The sequence below is a fragment of the Pseudomonas sp. WS 5503 genome (genome assembly GCF_012985385.1).
Classification (GTDB): Bacteria; Pseudomonadota; Gammaproteobacteria; order Pseudomonadales; family Pseudomonadaceae; genus Aquipseudomonas; species Aquipseudomonas paracarnis.
The window spans coordinates 226330-241872 of sequence record NZ_JAAQWI010000006.1 but is presented as its reverse complement, the minus strand read 5'-3'; the positions used below and the strand labels follow the sequence as shown (position 1 = coordinate 241872).

Below are 15543 nucleotides of genomic sequence, written 5' to 3'. Positions count from 1 at the left end.
CATGATCGTGCTTGTGCGGCAATCGGTGTTCAGCCTACTGGCCCTGGTATTTTCCAGCCTGTTGATCACCGCTCATGCGGACACCTCGCCGATTGGGGTAGCTCTTGATCAGCGGGTCATTGACCTGACAAACACCCTCGACTCGGGCACCGCCCAGCGCCTCAAGCAACAACTGGCTGACCTTGAACAACGCAAAGGCGCGCAAGTGGCGGTATTGCTGGTGCCAACCACCGGCAGCGCCGATATCGAAGGCTACGCCAACCAGCTGTTTCGTGCCTGGAAACTGGGACGCAAGGACGTCAACGACGGCATCCTGCTGGTGGTGGCCAAGGACGACCGCAAGGTACGTATCGAGGTGGGCTACGGCCTGGAAGGCATCGTCACCGACCTGCTGGCCCATCGTATTATTGAAGAACAGATCACCCCGGCGTTTCGCCAGGGCGATTTTGCCGGCGGTGTGCAACAGGGGGTGGACGCCCTGACCGTGCTGGTGGACGGCGGTGACCTGCCGCAACTGGCGGGAGCCGGGATCCACCCCCAATTCATGGCATTGTTGGCGGCGCTTATCCTGGGCGGCTTGGGCGGCGTGGCGATTGCAGCCGGCAAGCTGCATTGGCGCAAGGCGTTGATCGCCGCCGTGGCGGCCACGCTGTTGTTGACGCTGCTGGCGGGTGGTTGGGAGTGGCCGATGTTCCTGTTTGTCATGCCGCTGACGCTGTTGATAGGCGGCGCGGTATTCGGCGCGCTGTGGCAGGTGCGTACGCTGTTTTACTGTGTGATCGGGCTGCTGGCTTACAGCCTCGGGTTGGTTATGGCAAACCAGTACGTGGATGTCAGTTTCATCCATTGGCTGCTGTGGCCATTGGGCGTCTTGGTGGTGCTGGGGTTGTACCTGGTACTGCTGCTGATCATGAGAGAGACATGGCGCACCAGCCGCGCCGGTTTTATTGTGCGGTTGCTGGCGGCGGTAGTGGTGTACGTGGTGGCAGGATGGGTGATTGACGACGGCCGCGACGGCTGGCTGCTGGCGTTTCCTATCGCATCGTTTGTCGCGCTGATTATCTTTGGCAAGGTTGGCGAGGGGGCTGGATCTGGCTCGGGCGGTGGCTCCGGTTCAAGTTCCAGCAGTTCTAGCAGCAGCTCGTCCGGTGGTGGTGGTTCCAGTGGCGGTGGTGGGGCTTCCGGCAGTTGGTGACTCGCTGGCGGATGCCCACGCTTTCGCACCCACCCATGGCAAGCGCGTGTTTGGCAATACCATGGGGAGGCGCAACGGCTTGGATAGCAAACAGTCGGTCGCACTGTTACGCCTTGACCCAACCGCCCTTGCCGTCGGATTTGATTTAGGAATCTATGGGGGCGCGATTGGCGACGCTCGGAGCGTCGTCGATGACCTTTTGGTCCGCAGGCAGGTAACCGTGATCAAACCGATGGGGAAGAGGGGGGATCTGCGCGTCGTCGATGACCTTTTTGTCCGAAGGCAGGCAGAGGTGATCAAACCGACGGGGAAGAGGGTGGATCTGCGCGTCGTCGATGACCTTTTTGTCCGAAGGCAGGAAGATCTGATCAAACCGATGGGGAAGTGGGTGGAACTGCGCGTCGTCGATGACTTTTTTTGTCCGAAGGCACGAAGTGGTGATCAAACCGATGGGGAAGAGGATGGACCTGAGCGACGTGGATGGCTTTTTTGTCCGAAGGCAGGAAGAGGCGATCAAACCGATTGCGATTGGCGTAGGCCCGATATTCGTCGCCGACGCTCTTCCAGCCGCACTTGCCATCGGACACTTCTGCATCATCGCCAACCCTGTTTTCTTCCAAGGGGTTGTACCTGGGTTTATCGTTATCGATCTTGTTTGCGTCAACAGGTTGATGGGGCGGGATGGATGGGGTGAAGCCACTGATTGAAGACACGATTGCACCTCTGTGATAGCTAGGAAGATTCCCCGCCGGGGCAGGGTCCTGGCGGGGTGTTTCGCAGGCTACAGCGCCCGGAACCTTCACTCAATGTGGCCTGTTTCGCGTGAATGTAAGCGTGTGAAACCCCTGTGTGGTTAGCTCATACAGCGGGAGAAGTTGCTGTAGGCACAATCTGAGATAACGCTTTGCAGCGTCAGGCTTGACGTCAGACAGCACAGACAAATCCAGGATTTTTACCTGTTGAAAAGCATTCGTTCCCTGCACGGCTTTTCGGCAGTTTCATGCCTTGCAACACACAATCACTACTGCGACGGTGTGGCTTTCAACGCCATCACCATTTCATGCCACGCCATCCCACCGTGATCCGACGGCGAAGGGCGCACGTAGGTATAGCCCATGCGGGTGTACAACGGCACATGCTGTTGCTTGCACATTAGATGAATCGTCTGCTTGCCCAGTGTTCCCATGCGCTGCACGAACGCGGTCATCAGTCTTTTCGCATAGCCCTTGCCTTGATGGGCCGGGTCGACCACCACCGACATGATCACCACATTCGGCGCCTCGGCGTCATGACCCACCAACTCCTTGAAGGCCTCGTCCGACATTACCACCTCATGGGCACAGCCGGAGTTGATGAACCCCACCACTGCGCCATCTTCCTCCAGGATCAAAAAGCCTTCGGGATACTGCGCGATGCGCGTGGCGATTTTTTCAAGCGTTGCGGCTTCGTCGCCTTCGTAAGCGGTGGTTTCGATTTCAAAGCAGCGTGGGGCGTCGGTGGGCAGGGCGTTGCGCAGGGTGAGGGTGGGCATGGGTGGTTCCAGGGATATTCAGTGAAAGGCCACATCATAGAGAAACATCGGGCCTATGGCACCGCACGGCCACTCATCACCCCTTGTAGGAGCGAGCTTGCTCGCGAAAAACGTCAACGATAACGCACGTTTCCTGAATGAACGCGGCGCCTGCGAGTTTTTCGCGAGCAAGCGCGCTCCTACACGTTGTGACGGGTAGGGCGGGCGCGACCGAGCGTCTGTATCAAACCCCACCCACCAACTTGCCCCCGTCCATCCGGCGCTTATACGCACTGTCCCGACTCGCCAACCAGAAGTACAACGGTGACGTCACCGCCAGCCCCACCACCCACGACAAGTCCGCGCCGTTGATGTGCTGCGAAATCGGCCCCACGTACAGCGGCGTGTTCATGAACGGAATCTGCACCGCGATCCCCACCGCATAGGCCAGCAGCGCCTGCGGGTTGTACTTGCCGTAGATGCCGCCATCCACGCGGAAGATCGAAGCGATGTCGTATTGGCCTTTGTGAATGGCGTAGAAATCGATCAGGTTGATCGCCGTCCAGGGCACCAGCACCACGAGCAGCACCAGCACCATGTCGACGAAGTGGCCGATGAAGTCTTGGGAGGCAAACACCGCCGCAATCGAACAGGCGGCCAGCACGATGATGGAGATCACCGCACGGCTTTTCGCGGTCGGGATCCAGCGGTAGGCGAAGGTCTGTATCAGGGTGATGATCGACAGCACCGCGCCGTACAGGTTGAGGGCGTTGTGGCTGATCACGCTGAGCAGGAACAGCACCAGCATCAACGGGCCGATGGCGCCGGTGGCGAGTTTGACGGCGTCCATGGTGTCCATGCCTACCGGCGTGGCGAGCACTGCCACGGCGCCGAAGATGAACGCCAGGCTCGACCCCAGCGCCGAGCCCAGGTAGGTGGTCCAGAAGGTTGCGGCTACCGGCACGTCGGCTGGCAGGTAGCGGGAATAGTCCGACACGTAGGGCGCAAAGGCGATCTGCCACAGCGCGGCCAGGGAAACGGTGGCCAGCCAACCCGAGATGTTGAAGCTGCCACGGGTGAGGAAATCCGTGGTCTGTACATGGGTGAAGATGTAGCCAAAGCCCAGCACGATGCCGGCGCCCAGTACCCAGGTGCCGATTCGATTGAGTACGTGGATGAAGCGATAGCCGATGATGCCGATGATCCCGGAACCAATGGCGCCGATAACGATGCCCACCGGTACAGGTACGACGTCCACCACGCCGTGCAGGGATTTACCGGCCAGCACAATGTTGGAGGCGAAGAAGCCGATGTACATCACCCCGGCAATCACCACCACCAGCAACGCGCCGAGGGAGCCGAACTGCGCACGGCTCTGGATCATCTGCGGGATGCCCATCTGCGGGCCCTGGGCCGAGTGCAATGCCATCAACACACCGCCGACCAAATGGCCGACAAGAATGGCGACAATGCCCCACACCAGGTTGAGGTGGAACAGTTGCACACCCAGTGCGCCTGTGACGATCGGCAACGGCGCGATGTTGCCGCCGAACCACAGGGTGAACAGGTCTCTTACCTTTCCATGGCGATCTTCCGGGGGCACGTATCCAATCGTGTGTTTTTCGATGAGCGGGGCGGAGGATGTTGCAGTGGTAACCATGACGAGCTCCAAGGCAAGGTGAGTACGTGGACGTACTTCGCTATGCGCTGCACGGGCGGCGCTTTGTTGTTGGAGTGATCATCTGTAATGGGCGCAGGCAGGTAAATTAGTAAGTTTGTTGCTATAGACCTTAAAAAAAATATCTCACGTGGTTTTATGCTCCGGTATGTTGCATGGGCTTCAATGGCTTGAAAAACCGGTGTATCTGCGCACCTGTTTGGGGCGAAAACCCACGTTTATGGAGGTGCCGATGGCTGCCTACAACCTGCGCCAGCTCAGATATTTTGTGACCACGGCCGAATGCGGCAGCGTCGCCGAGGCGTCGCGCAAGCTGTATATCGCCCAGCCGTCGGTGTCCACGGCAATCAAACAGCTGGAAGACAGCTTTGGCGTGCAGCTGTTTATCCGCCACCACGCCCAGGGCGTTTCCCTTACGCCCAGTGGCGCGCGCTTTTATCGCAAGGCGTTGGAGCTGTTGCGGGTGGCCCATGAGTTCGAGCAGAACGCCCTGGCGGATAATGACGTGGTGGCCGGGCAGATCGACATCGGCTGCTTTGAAACCGTGGCGCCGTTGTACCTGCCACGCTTGATCGCCGGCTTCAAGGCACGCTGGCCAGGGGTGGAGATCCGCATCCGCGATGGCGAGCAGCAGGAATTGGTGCAGGCGCTGACCGCAGGCAGTATCGACGTGGCGATGTTGTTTGAGCACGACCTGGGCGGCACTATCGAGACCACGCCACTGATGCCGCCCCAACAGCCCTATGCGTTGCTGCCGGCCGATCACCGCTTCGCCCAGCAGGCCAGGGTGTCCTTGGCCGACCTGGTGCTGGAGCCAATGATTTTGCTGGACGTGTTGCCCAGCCGTACCTACTTCGTGAGCATCTTCGAAGAGCGCGGGCTGACCCCGAATATCGTATTCAGCTCGCCCTCCATCGAAATGGTGCGGGGCATGGTGGGGCGCGGGTTCGGGTTCTCGATCCTGGTGACCAAACCCTTCAGCGAGTACACCTATGATGGGCAGAAGGTGGTGTGCATTCCCTTGGCTGAAACGGTCACGGGGTCCGGGCTGTCGGCCGTGTGGTTGCGTCGTGCACCGCTGACCAAGCCGGTGCAATTGTTTGTCGACTATTGCCGTGAAGAACTTGCGCGGTTACTGGCGTGACTGCGAACCAGCCCCGCGCGCTTATGCGGGTCAGTTTTCAGCCAACTGGCGCTGTTGCTCGGCCAGCTTCACCACATTGTCCAGGGTAAAGCCGAACTTCTCCTGCAACTTTGCCAGCGGTGCCGAGGCGCCAAAGCTGTTCATCACCACCTTGGCGCCGGTCTGCCCGACATAGCGGTCCCAGCCCAAGGGACCGGCCTGTTCCACCACTACGCGAGCTTTCACCGCGGGCGGCAGCACACTGTCGCGGTAGGCTTGATCCTGGTCTTCAAACAGCTCCCAACTGGGCATCGATACCACGCTGGCGGCAATGCCTTCACCTTTGAGCTGCTCATAGGCGGCGACCGCCAGGCTGACTTCGCTGCCTGTTCCTATCAGGATGACCTCAGGCTCTTGCGCGCTGGCCAGCACGTAGGCACCTTTGGCCGCACCGCAGGCCGCCGCGTACTGGGTGCGATCCAGGGTGGGCAGCGGCTGGCGTGACAGCACGACACAGCTGGGCCGATGAGTCTGGGCCAAGGCGACTTTCCACAATTCCAGCGTTTCATTGGCATCGCCCGGGCGCAAGGTCAACAGCCCCGGCGTGGCCCGCAGTTGGGTGAGGTGTTCGATAGGCTGATGTGTCGGTCCATCCTCGCCGACGCCGATGGAGTCATGGGTAAACACGAAGATCACGGGTAATTCCATGATCGCCGCCAGGCGGATCGGCGGTTTCATGTAATCGCTGAATACCAGGAAGGTCGAGGTATACGGGCGCAGGTAGGACAGCGCCATGCCGTTGGCGATTGCGCCCATGGCGTGTTCGCGGATACCGAAGTGCAGGTTGCGCCCGCTGTAATCATCCGCGCTGAAACGCCCGGCGTCGTCGAAGGTGAGGTTGGTCTTGGTCGAGGGCGACAAATCCGCCGAGCCGCCCAGCAGCCAGGGGATCTGTTGGGCGAAGGCATTCAACACTTCGCCGCCTGAGGCACGGCTGGCGACGCCGTTGGCATCGGCGGCAAAGTCTTGCAGGTGCGCTTGCCATTGCTCGGGCATTTCCCCGGCGCGCATGCGTTGCAGTTCATCGGCCCGTTGCGGCTCGAGGGAGGCCAGGGTCTGGTTCCATTCGGCGTACAACGGCTCGGCACGTTCGTAAAGGGCATCGCGCAACACTGTGCGAGCCTCTTGCGGCACCAGGAAGCTCGAATCCTGCGGCCAGCCATAGGCGGCCTTGGTCAGGCGAATTTCATCGTCCCCCAACGGCTCGCCATGGGCAGCAGCGGTATTGTGTTTGTGCGGTGAGCCGTAGCCGATCACGCTGTCCACGACGATCAAGGTGGGCGCGCCGGTGTTGGCCTTGAAGGTTTCCAGCGCCACGCTCAAGGCCTGCAAGTCATTGGCGTCGGTGACATGCACGGTGTGCCAGCCATACGCCTGGAAGCGTTGGATCACGTCTTCACTGAACGCCAGCTCAGTGTGGCCCTCGATGCTGATGGTGTTGTTGTCATAGATCCAGCACAGGTTATCGAGCTTCAAGTGCCCGGCCAGGGACGCGGCTTCGCTGCTGATGCCTTCCATCATGTCGCCGTCACCGCACAGGGTGTAGACGTCGTAGTCAAACAGCACCTGGCCGTCGCGGTTGAAGCGCTGAGCCAGCCAACGCTCAGCCATGGCCATGCCCACGCTGTTGGCGCAGCCCTGGCCCAACGGGCCCGTGGTGGTTTCTACGCCTGTGGTCATGCGGTACTCGGGGTGGCCAGGGGTCTTGGAGCCCATCTGCCGGAACTGCTTGATATCCTCGAGGCTGACGGCCGGTTGGCCGGAGCGCTTGCCGTGGGCGTCGATCTCTACCACCCCGGCCAGGTGCAATAGCGAATACAGCAACATCGAGGCATGCCCCACCGACAACACAAAACGGTCACGGTTGGGCCAGTCGGGATGTTCGGGGTGATAACGCAGGAAGCGACTCCACAGCGTGTACCCCACGGGCGCCAGAGCCATGGGCGTGCCAGGGTGACCCGAATTGGCCTTCTGCACGGCATCCATGGCCAGGGTGCGTAGGGTGTTGATGCATTGGGTGTCGGCAGCAGTGGCAACGTGATTCATATAACCGTTCTCCCTGGGGTGGCGATCTACAGTGGAGGGCAGGGCGGGGCAAAGGTTTGATCCCATCGCGTGCGCCGCGACGAACGGGTCGTTGTTGACTTCAAACATGACAAGGCTTGTTGGAATGGGCTAGCTTCAAGGGCGTAGACTATCGATCAATCTGTGGAGGTACGCCATGCCAGTGAAACACGACCTGTATCAGGACTTGGGATTGAGCAAGGAAGACGTTCACAAGCGCAGGGCGCAAGACAACCGGTTGGACTCACTGCTCACTCAATACGACGACGCCGACGCCAAGGTGCTAAAAGCGGAAAAAGCCAGCGCCAGCGATGAAGAGGTGGAGAACCTGAAGAAGAAGCGGCTGTCGATCAAAGACGAAATTGCGCAGCGGCTGGGTTAAGCAAACCCGTAACCTGTGGCGAGGGAGCTTGCGCCCGTTCGGCTGCGCAGCCGCCGCCAATGGGGGCGCTTCGCACCCCAGCGGGAGCAAGCTCCCTCGCCACACACACGGAATGTGCACATTTGTTCAGAATTGTCTGGAGGACAAGTGCCGCTTCTCTCCTTATGATGCGCCCCGTCCACTCGGCTCTGGGGCTTGTTGCGGCGCAAGGATTGCGTTGTTTGAGCCGGGTGGGCATCCTCAGAATTCATGCAACACAGGGCCGAATCGGTCGCCTGCAAATGCTGCCCGTGGGAGCTGGCTTGCCTGCGATGGCGGCCTCCCAGCCGACGTTTACCTACCTGACACACCGCGATCCAACTGTGGGAGCGGGCTTGCTCGCGAAGGCGGCCTGACAGGCGACGCAGGTATACCGGGTGTATATCCATTCCTGCGGTAACGGCCACTTAGGGTTCCGCTTTTACAGCGGCTCACTTTTGAAAAGCCCAAAAGTAAGCAAAAGGCTCTTGCCCCACCACTCGGCACCTCGCTTAGGCTCGGTTTACCCCCCAAATCCCTGTCGAATTTCGGCCAGCGTGGTTTGATGGGGCGCCTAAGATCAAAAGCAGATCAAGAGCAAGATCAAGATCAAGAGCGGCTCGCTTCGCATCGTGGTTACCATCAACGCCGTGACGCTTGGCGTTCGGTCTTGCATCCAGTCATTTCAACAGCGTTTCAACGCATATATCCATGGAACGCTGCTGCGTCTGCTCATACAACTGCAGCTCATCAATCGTGCTGCGCCCCAGCGCCTGTTCGAAGGCATCTCGGTTGGAGTTGCCCGCGTAGTGACTCTGCGCCCCATCCCCCAGGTTTGACTGGAAGATCCCCGCCGCACTGACCGGCAAAAAGTCCTCATACACCAACGGCTCCACCGCCACATGACCGGCACCGACCAGCGCCTCCAATGTGCGCGGCTGATCGGCCTGGCCGCGTGCCGTCAGGCCTTTATCGGTGAAGAAGTAGCGAAAATACGCCAAGCCCTGCTCGCGCATCTGCGGGTAGTGATCGGGGAAGGCGTGGAAGTGCTGTTCCATCAATTGCACATAGCGCTCGGCGTTGGCTTCATTGGGGAATGTGCCGAGTTCGTCGCGGGCGGCGTTCAGCAGTTGGTCGTACAGGGCGCGGCCTTTAGGGGTAAGTGCGACGCCGCGCTGTTCGATTTCGCCGAAGCGTGCGCTGTGGCTGCCGTGGGCATCGGTGAAGGCGATGGGTTCGTCCAGGGCCTTGAAGCTGGTCTGGCGCAGCAGGATCGGGCATTGTCGCCGAGGTGGGCCTTCGATCACGGCTTTGGGAGTGATGCCTTTGCCGGGCATCGCCGCCTGCACCTGGTCGATGTCCAGGGTGCGTGGGGTCAGGTGGTTGATGTGCGGGCCTTTGAACGCGACGACGTCGGCGATCAGGCGGTGCTGGTCGCTCAGTTGCTGATATTGGGCGCCGGTGACGGTGGCAGTGTGGTGCCAGCGGAACGTCTCCAGGGCCTGGCGGATAAAGGCCTCGGCATCGCTGGCATTCAAGCCGCCTTGGGTCTCTGCCTGGCCGATCAATGCCAAGGCCTCGGCGGTAAAGATCGAGCGCTTGGCCAGGGCGCTTTCGGCGAAGGCGCGCAGGTCGGGGTTTTCGATCAGTTCCAGGCGCAGCAATGAGGTGAACACGCGAAACGGGCTGGTTTGCAGCGCGTGTTCATGCACGGCGCGAAAGGCGGTGGAGTGAACAGGCACGCCAGCGGGGGTGAGGTCGTAGTACCCCACCGGTTGCATGCCCATCACCGCGAACAAACGGCTGATAGTCGCCAGTTCCGCAGCGGTGCCCAGGCGGATGGCGCCGTGGCGTTCCATGCCCAGGCGCTGGATTTCGCCGGTACGTTGCAGCTGGTGCGCCAGGCCTGGTTCGCTGTCGAGCACATGTGCATTGGTCTCGGCCACCAACTCCAGCAACGCACCATATAACGGAACTTCATCTCGATACATGTCGGACATGGCCTTTGAAAAGCCCTTGCGGATCTCGTCGGCGCTGACATGTGCAGTGGCGTGCATAGAAAAATTCCTGATGACTGGAACGATGAAAGTGGCCTTTGCCTGATTTTGTTGAGCGGCCGGCCGGCTTGCAAACGAAGATTCCTCTGGACTTCATTCTGCAAATGAATGAGTTGACCCTGCGTCCAAGTCTTCATGTGCAAGCGGGCGTCATTGGGCTCTACACTGCGCTCCACTGTGTAGGTGAAGGAGGACCCAATGACGGCCAAACCCGCAATCAACCTGCTGGACACCCTCGAAGGCCAGCGCCTGGCAACGCCAGGCGCCGAGCAGTGGCGCGACTGGGGCCCGTACCTGAGTGAACGCCAATGGGGCACGGTGCGCGAAGACTACAGCGCCGACGGTGACGCCTGGGCCTACTTCCCTCATGAGCATGCACGCAGCCGCGCCTATCGATGGGGCGAGGACGGATTGGCCGGTTTCAGTGACAAGGCCCAACGCTGGTGCCTGGGCCTGGCGCTGTGGAACGAGCGTGATGCAATCCTCAAGGAACGTCTGTTCGGCCTTAACAATGCCGAAGGCAACCACGGTGAAGACGTCAAGGAACTGTACTTTTTCGTCGATGGCGTGCCGAGCCATGCCTACATGCGCATGCTCTACAAATATCCCCATGCGGCCTTTCCCTACGCTGACCTGATCGCCGAAAACGCCCGTCGTGGGCTGGCGGATGCCGAGTATGAAGTCCTCGATACCGGTGTGTTTACAGACAACCACTACTGCGACGTCAGTGTCGAATACGCCAAGCATCAGCCCGACGATATTTTCATGCGCGTCACCGTGCATAACCGTTCGGACCAACCCACACGCCTGCAGGTGTTGCCCCAGCTCTGGGCGCGCAATGACTGGAGCTGGACCTTCGATGCACCCAAGCCCAGCTTGAGTTTGGACGGCGAGCGGGTTCTGGCGTGTCATCATGAGCTCGATGATCGCCACCTCAGTGCCTGGGGCCAGGACGGGTTGCAGTGGCTGTTCTGCGAAAACCAAACCAATCGGCCCAAACTGGACGGGCAACCGGCGCGGGGGCCATTCAAGGATGGCATTAACGATTACGTGGTGGGCGGGGTTGAGTCGGCCGTTCGCCGGGACGCCGGCACCAAGGTGGCCGCGCATTTCACCCTTGAACTGGCGGGCCAGGAAAGCAAAATCCTCTACCTGCGTTTTGCGCCTTTGGACGCGCCCGATGTCAATGCGCGCAAGCTATTCGAACAGCGCCGCCAGGAGGCCGATGACTTCTATGCGGTTTTGCAACAGGGCCTTGCCGATGACGATGCGCGCAATGTGCAACGCCAGGCCCTGGCCGGCCTGCTGTGGTCCAAGCAACTGTACTATTTCGACGTGAACCAGTGGCTTGACGGCGACCCGGCCCAGCCCGCGCCACCGCCCGAGCGTCTGCTTATCCGCAATACCCATTGGCGGCACCTGAGCAACTTCGACATCTTGTCCATGCCCGACACTTGGGAATACCCCTGGTATGCCTCCTGGGATCAAGGCTTCCAGGCGGTGGCCATCGCGCTGATCGACCCCGGTTACGCCAAGCAACAGCTGTTGCTGCTGGTAAAGGACCGCTTCATGCACCCCAACGGCCAATTGCCGGCCTACGAATGGCGCTTTGACGACGCCAACCCGCCCGTGCACGCCTGGGCCAGCTGGCGCGTATATCAGCAGGACAAGGCGTTGACCGGCGTGGGCGACATGGATTTCCTGGAGCGGATCTTTCACAAACTGCTGCTGAATTTCTCCTGGTGGGTCAACCGCAAGGACGCCGAGGGCCGCAACCTGTTCCAGGGCGGTTTTCTGGGCCTGGACAATATCGCCTTGTTCGACCGCTCGGCCACGTTGCCGCCGGGTTACCAGTTGGACCAGGCCGATGGCACCGCCTGGGTGGCGGCCTATGCCCTGGACCTGATGCGCATCGGCCTGGAGTTGGCCAAGCGCAATGTGGTGTACGTGGACATTGCCGTGAAGTTTTTCGAGCATTTCCTCTACATCGCCGGCGCTATCAACCGCGTCGATGACAGCGCCGAAGGCTTGTGGGACGAGCAGGACCAGTTTTTTTACGACGTACTGCACCGTCCTGATGGCCAGAGCGAACCGGTGCGCCTGCGCTCCATCGTCGGGTTAATGCCGCTGTTCGCGGTGCTTGTGCTGGAACAGCGCGAGCACGAGGGCCTGGAAGGCTTGCGCGAGCGCCTGCTGGGCTTTATGCATCATCGGCCGGACCTGGCCAGGTTGGTTTCGCGCTGGACCGAACCGGGGCAGGGCAACCGCCTGTTGCTGGCGCTGCTGCGCGGTGAACGCACCAAGGATTTGCTGCGACGCATGCTGGATGACCAGGAGTTCTTGTCGGCCTTTGGCGTGCGCGCCCTGTCCAAGGCGTTCGCCGAGCAGCCCCTGGCGTTGAAGATGAATGGCGACACCTTGTGCGCCAGTTACCAACCCGGTGAATCCGACTCACGCTTGTACGGCGGCAACTCCAATTGGCGCGGGCCGCTGTGGATGCCGGTCAATTACATGCTGATTGAATCGTTGCGCGAATTTCATCGCTATTACGCGGAGCATTTTTCCGTGGAGTACCCGACGGGCAGTGGGTATCTGGCGTCACTCGAGGAAGTGGCTGACAGCCTCAGCGAGCGGCTGACGCGGCTGTTTCTCAAAGATGAAAACGGTGTGCGGCCGTCGATGGCGGGGTATGCGCAGTTGCAGGAAGACCCGGCCAGTCGTGACCTGGTGTTGTTCCATGAGTATTTTCATGGTGAGACAGGGCGAGGGTTGGGGGCTTCACACCAGACCGGGTGGAGCGCGTTGGTGGCGTTGTTGCTACAGCCAAAAACCTGAGCAGTCCTACGGATTTGCTTTTCTGTGGGAGCTGGCTTGCCTGCGATACAGGCACCGCGGTGATGGAGTAGATGCCATCGCAGGCAAGCCAGCTCCCACAGGGGATCTTCATTCACCGCGAGAATGCCGGCAAAAAAATCCCGCCTGGGGAGGCGGGATCAGGATTCAGGGTTACCCGTGAATCAGGAAGGGAACAGCTCGCTCAGCTTCATCGCCAGCATCATGTCGCCTTCGGTGCGCAGCTTGCCGCCCATGAACGCTTGCATGCCGTCGGTGGAGCCGTCGACGATGCCTTCCAGGGTCTCGCTGTCCATCACCAGGGTGACCTGCGCGTCAGGGTTTTCGCCTTCTTTGAGTTCGCAGGTCTTGTCCTTGACCACCAGCGAGAAATTCTTGCTGTCGTCGATACGGAAACCGAACACCAGGTCCAAGCCTTCGGCAGCGCTTGGGTTGAATTTGGCTTTCATTGCTTCTACTGCTTTAGCTACGTCAGTCATGGTTTCGATCCTTAAGGGTAGAGTCCAGTGACCTTGGGGTCACGGTTGGCCGCAGTTCATCGGAAAGTGATGAGCTGCGGCGCCTTCAACAGTTGCAAGTGGGCGTGACTGTTGAAGGAAGCCAGTGCCACCTCGCGACCACGGAACTTCAGTTGGTTGAGCGAGGTGTTAACAATTTGCCAGTTCATTTCGAAGGCCTGGGCGGCAGGCATTCGGGTAATCAGGTGGAGCAGGGCGGTGATGGTGCCGCCGGAGGTGAATACGGCGATTTTGTCGGTGTGGTTGGCGGCTTCAAGGATCCGCTGCAAACCACCCTGGACCCGCTCGACAAACCCCAGCCAGCTTTCCAGCCCGGGCGGATCATAGGTGCCGGCCAGCCAGCGTTCGATGATCAGGGCGAAAATGCGTTGGAACTCGCTGCGGTTCTGCGGGCCATTGCGCAGGATGTGCACGGCATCCGGCTCACTGCTGAGCAGGTCGGGTAACAGGCCGCGAATGATTGCCTCGCCGTCGAACTCGTTGAACGCGCTGTCTGTTTCCAATGCCGGAACCGGCAAGCCCAGGGCGCTGTACTGGTCGAACGTGGCGCTGGCAGTGTGCTGCTGGCGACGCAGGTCGCCGGCGATGCAGCGGTCAAACACAATGCCCAGGTCTGCCAGGTGGCGACCGAGCACTTGCGCTTGTTCCACGCCAATGGGCGAGAGGACGTCATAGTCGTCTGCACCGAAGGAAGCCTGGCCATGTCGAATCAGATAAATGCTGCCCACGTCCGTTTTCCCGGTACGTTGAAAGTCTGGCGAGGTTATGAGGATGCCTGCGAGCTGTCAATGAAAAAACATACGCTTGTTTTAAAAGCGCGTTGGAGCCCACCTGCTGGCGGTTTGATCACTGGCTCCTTCGCAGTGGCGTCGGTATGCTGAGGCCATCCGCGCCTGGCGCAGTGCATTTTTTAAGGAGACATATGGATTTTTTGGCCGAATACGCGAGCTTTCTGGCGAAGACCGTCACCCTGGTGGTCGCTATTCTGGTGGTACTGATCAGCTTTGCAGCACTGCGCAGCAAAGGTCGTCGTAAATCCGCCGGCCAATTGCAGGTCAGCAAGCTGAATGATTTCTACAAGGGCTTGCGTGAGCGCCTGGAGTCCAGCCTGCTCGACAAGGACCAGCTCAAGGCCCTGCGCAAGTCCGAAAGCAAAGCTGAAAAGAAGAAAGACAAGAAGAAGCCCGAGCCCAAGCCACGGGTATTCGTGCTGGATTTCGACGGTGACATCAAGGCCTCGGCCACCGAAAGCCTGCGCCATGAAATCACCGCATTGCTGAGCCTGGCCACGCCCAAGGACGAAGTGGTGCTACGCCTGGAAAGCGGCGGCGGCATGGTGCACAGCTATGGCCTGGCCTCCTCGCAACTGGCGCGTATCCGCCAGGCCGGCGTGCCGTTGACCGTGTGCATCGACAAAGTCGCGGCCAGCGGTGGCTACATGATGGCGTGCATCGGCGAGAAGATCATCAGCGCTCCCTTCGCCATTCTCGGTTCCATTGGCGTGGTGGCGCAGTTGCCCAACGTCAATCGCCTGCTTAAAAAGCACGACATCGACTTTGAAGTGCTGACCGCCGGTGAATACAAGCGCACGCTCACAGTGTTCGGCGAAAACACCGAGAAGGGCCGGGAGAAGTTCCAGGAAGACCTGGACATCACTCATCAGCTGTTCAAGAACTTCGTCTCGCGTTACCGCCCGCAGTTGGCGATTGACGAGGTGGCCACTGGCGAAGTGTGGTTGGGGGTTGCCGCTCTCGACAAACAACTGGTCGATGAGCTGCAAACCAGCGATGAATACCTGGCCACCAAGGCCAAGACCGCCGAAGTGTTCCACCTGCACTATGCCGAGCGTAAGAGCCTGCAGGAGCGCGTGGGCTTGGCGGCCAGCGGTTCGGTGGACCGGGTGCTGTTGACCTGGTGGAGCCGCTTGACCCAGCAGCGGTTCTGGTAAGCCAGTACTGAAAACCAGGTAATCCCTTGTCGATCGTTCCCACGCTCCGCGTGGGAATGCCACCAGTGACGCTCTGCGTCACCCTGGCGTAGGTGGGACGCGGAGCGTCAAAGGCGGCATTCCCACGCAGAGCGTGG

The 15543-nt window shown here is 60.2% G+C and carries 13 protein-coding genes; 6 read left to right on the top strand and 7 right to left on the bottom strand.

Annotation, left to right across the window (positions count from 1 at the left end; genetic code table 11):
• The first annotated feature begins 1 nt into the window (after window position 1).
• On the top strand, window positions 2-1195 hold the full coding sequence (locus HBO10_RS17400; RefSeq protein ID WP_034125765.1) for a YgcG family protein: 1194 nt from the start codon (window positions 2-4) through the stop codon (window positions 1193-1195).
• A gap of 145 nt (window positions 1196-1340) precedes the next feature.
• Here HBO10_RS17400 and HBO10_RS17395 read toward each other — a convergent pair whose 3' ends face one another.
• Window positions 1341-1640 (bottom strand): hypothetical protein, encoded by a 300-nt coding sequence (locus HBO10_RS17395; protein WP_034125764.1) that lies wholly within the window; start codon window positions 1638-1640, stop codon window positions 1341-1343.
• Window positions 1641-1656: 16 nt separating this feature from the next.
• Here HBO10_RS17395 and HBO10_RS17390 point away from each other — a divergent pair, with 16 nt between their 5' ends.
• A complete protein-coding gene (locus HBO10_RS17390) occupies window positions 1657-1902 on the top strand; it encodes a hypothetical protein (protein ID WP_152612727.1) in 246 nt (81 codons plus the stop codon).
• A gap of 314 nt (window positions 1903-2216) precedes the next feature.
• Here HBO10_RS17390 and HBO10_RS17385 read toward each other — a convergent pair whose 3' ends face one another.
• Window positions 2217-2726 carry a GNAT family N-acetyltransferase gene (locus tag HBO10_RS17385; protein ID WP_034125762.1) on the bottom strand — a complete coding sequence of 170 codons (510 nt, stop codon included), beginning with the start codon at window positions 2724-2726 and terminating at the stop codon, window positions 2217-2219.
• 223 nt (window positions 2727-2949) lie between these two features.
• Window positions 2950-4365 carry a cytosine permease gene (locus tag HBO10_RS17380; RefSeq protein WP_034125761.1) on the bottom strand — a complete coding sequence of 472 codons (1416 nt, stop codon included), beginning with the start codon at window positions 4363-4365 and terminating at the stop codon, window positions 2950-2952.
• 250 nt (window positions 4366-4615) lie between these two features.
• On the opposite strand from HBO10_RS17380, the gene HBO10_RS17375 reads away from it, so the two are divergent.
• Window positions 4616-5527, top strand: a complete 912-nt coding sequence (locus tag HBO10_RS17375) for a LysR family transcriptional regulator (RefSeq protein ID WP_034125760.1) — start codon at window positions 4616-4618, stop codon at window positions 5525-5527.
• 30 nt (window positions 5528-5557) lie between these two features.
• On the opposite strand, the gene tkt is transcribed toward HBO10_RS17375, so the two are convergent.
• A complete protein-coding gene (gene tkt, locus HBO10_RS17370; protein ID WP_034125759.1) occupies window positions 5558-7612 on the bottom strand; it encodes a transketolase in 2055 nt (684 codons plus the stop codon).
• A 175-nt stretch (window positions 7613-7787) separates the two neighbouring features.
• Here tkt and HBO10_RS17365 point away from each other — a divergent pair, with 175 nt between their 5' ends.
• Entirely contained in the window at window positions 7788-8012 is a 225-nt protein-coding gene (locus tag HBO10_RS17365) for a DUF465 domain-containing protein (protein WP_034125758.1), read from the top strand.
• Between the two features lie 698 nt (window positions 8013-8710).
• Here HBO10_RS17365 and HBO10_RS17360 read toward each other — a convergent pair.
• Window positions 8711-10087: a VOC family protein gene (locus HBO10_RS17360; protein WP_169922039.1), complete on the bottom strand. Its 1377-nt coding sequence runs from the start codon at window positions 10085-10087 to the stop codon at window positions 8711-8713.
• Window positions 10088-10285: 198 nt separating this feature from the next.
• On the opposite strand from HBO10_RS17360, the gene HBO10_RS17355 reads away from it, so the two are divergent.
• Window positions 10286-12922, top strand: coding sequence for a glucosidase (locus HBO10_RS17355; RefSeq protein WP_034125755.1), 2637 nt, complete (start codon window positions 10286-10288; stop codon window positions 12920-12922).
• A 182-nt stretch (window positions 12923-13104) separates the two neighbouring features.
• Here the strand turns inward: HBO10_RS17355 and HBO10_RS17350 are convergent, their stop codons facing one another.
• Both HBO10_RS17350 and HBO10_RS17345 read right to left on the bottom strand, forming a co-directional pair.
• Complete coding sequence (locus HBO10_RS17350) at window positions 13105-13419, bottom strand: SCP2 sterol-binding domain-containing protein (protein WP_034125754.1); 315 nt, start codon at window positions 13417-13419, stop codon at window positions 13105-13107.
• A 56-nt stretch (window positions 13420-13475) separates the two neighbouring features.
• On the bottom strand, window positions 13476-14186 hold the full coding sequence (locus tag HBO10_RS17345) for a histidine phosphatase family protein (protein WP_034125753.1): 711 nt from the start codon (window positions 14184-14186) through the stop codon (window positions 13476-13478).
• Between the two features lie 194 nt (window positions 14187-14380).
• Between HBO10_RS17345 and sohB the strand changes: the two genes are divergently transcribed.
• The gene (gene sohB / locus HBO10_RS17340; RefSeq protein WP_014718187.1) at window positions 14381-15406 is read left to right on the top strand and encodes a protease SohB; all 1026 of its coding nucleotides are present in this window, start codon (window positions 14381-14383) and stop codon (window positions 15404-15406) included.
• Window positions 15407-15543 lie beyond the last annotated feature (137 nt).

Excerpts from the sequence above, each read along its gene's own strand:
- HBO10_RS17400 (WP_034125765.1), top strand. The coding sequence starts at position 2 with ATGATCGTGCTTGTGCGGCAATCGGTGTTCAGCCTACTGGCCCTGGTA.
- HBO10_RS17390 (WP_152612727.1), top strand. The coding sequence starts at position 1,657 with ATGGACCTGAGCGACGTGGATGGCTTTTTTGTCCGAAGGCAGGAAGAG.
- HBO10_RS17385 (WP_034125762.1), bottom strand. The coding sequence starts at position 2,726 with ATGCCCACCCTCACCCTGCGCAACGCCCTGCCCACCGACGCCCCACGC.
- HBO10_RS17380 (WP_034125761.1), bottom strand. The coding sequence starts at position 4,365 with ATGGTTACCACTGCAACATCCTCCGCCCCGCTCATCGAAAAACACACG.
- HBO10_RS17375 (WP_034125760.1), top strand. The coding sequence starts at position 4,616 with ATGGCTGCCTACAACCTGCGCCAGCTCAGATATTTTGTGACCACGGCC.
- tkt (WP_034125759.1), bottom strand. The coding sequence starts at position 7,612 with ATGAATCACGTTGCCACTGCTGCCGACACCCAATGCATCAACACCCTA.
- HBO10_RS17365 (WP_034125758.1), top strand. The coding sequence starts at position 7,788 with ATGCCAGTGAAACACGACCTGTATCAGGACTTGGGATTGAGCAAGGAA.
- HBO10_RS17360 (WP_169922039.1), bottom strand. The coding sequence starts at position 10,087 with ATGCACGCCACTGCACATGTCAGCGCCGACGAGATCCGCAAGGGCTTT.
- HBO10_RS17355 (WP_034125755.1), top strand. The coding sequence starts at position 10,286 with ATGACGGCCAAACCCGCAATCAACCTGCTGGACACCCTCGAAGGCCAG.
- HBO10_RS17350 (WP_034125754.1), bottom strand. The coding sequence starts at position 13,419 with ATGACTGACGTAGCTAAAGCAGTAGAAGCAATGAAAGCCAAATTCAAC.
- sohB (WP_014718187.1), top strand. The coding sequence starts at position 14,381 with ATGGATTTTTTGGCCGAATACGCGAGCTTTCTGGCGAAGACCGTCACC.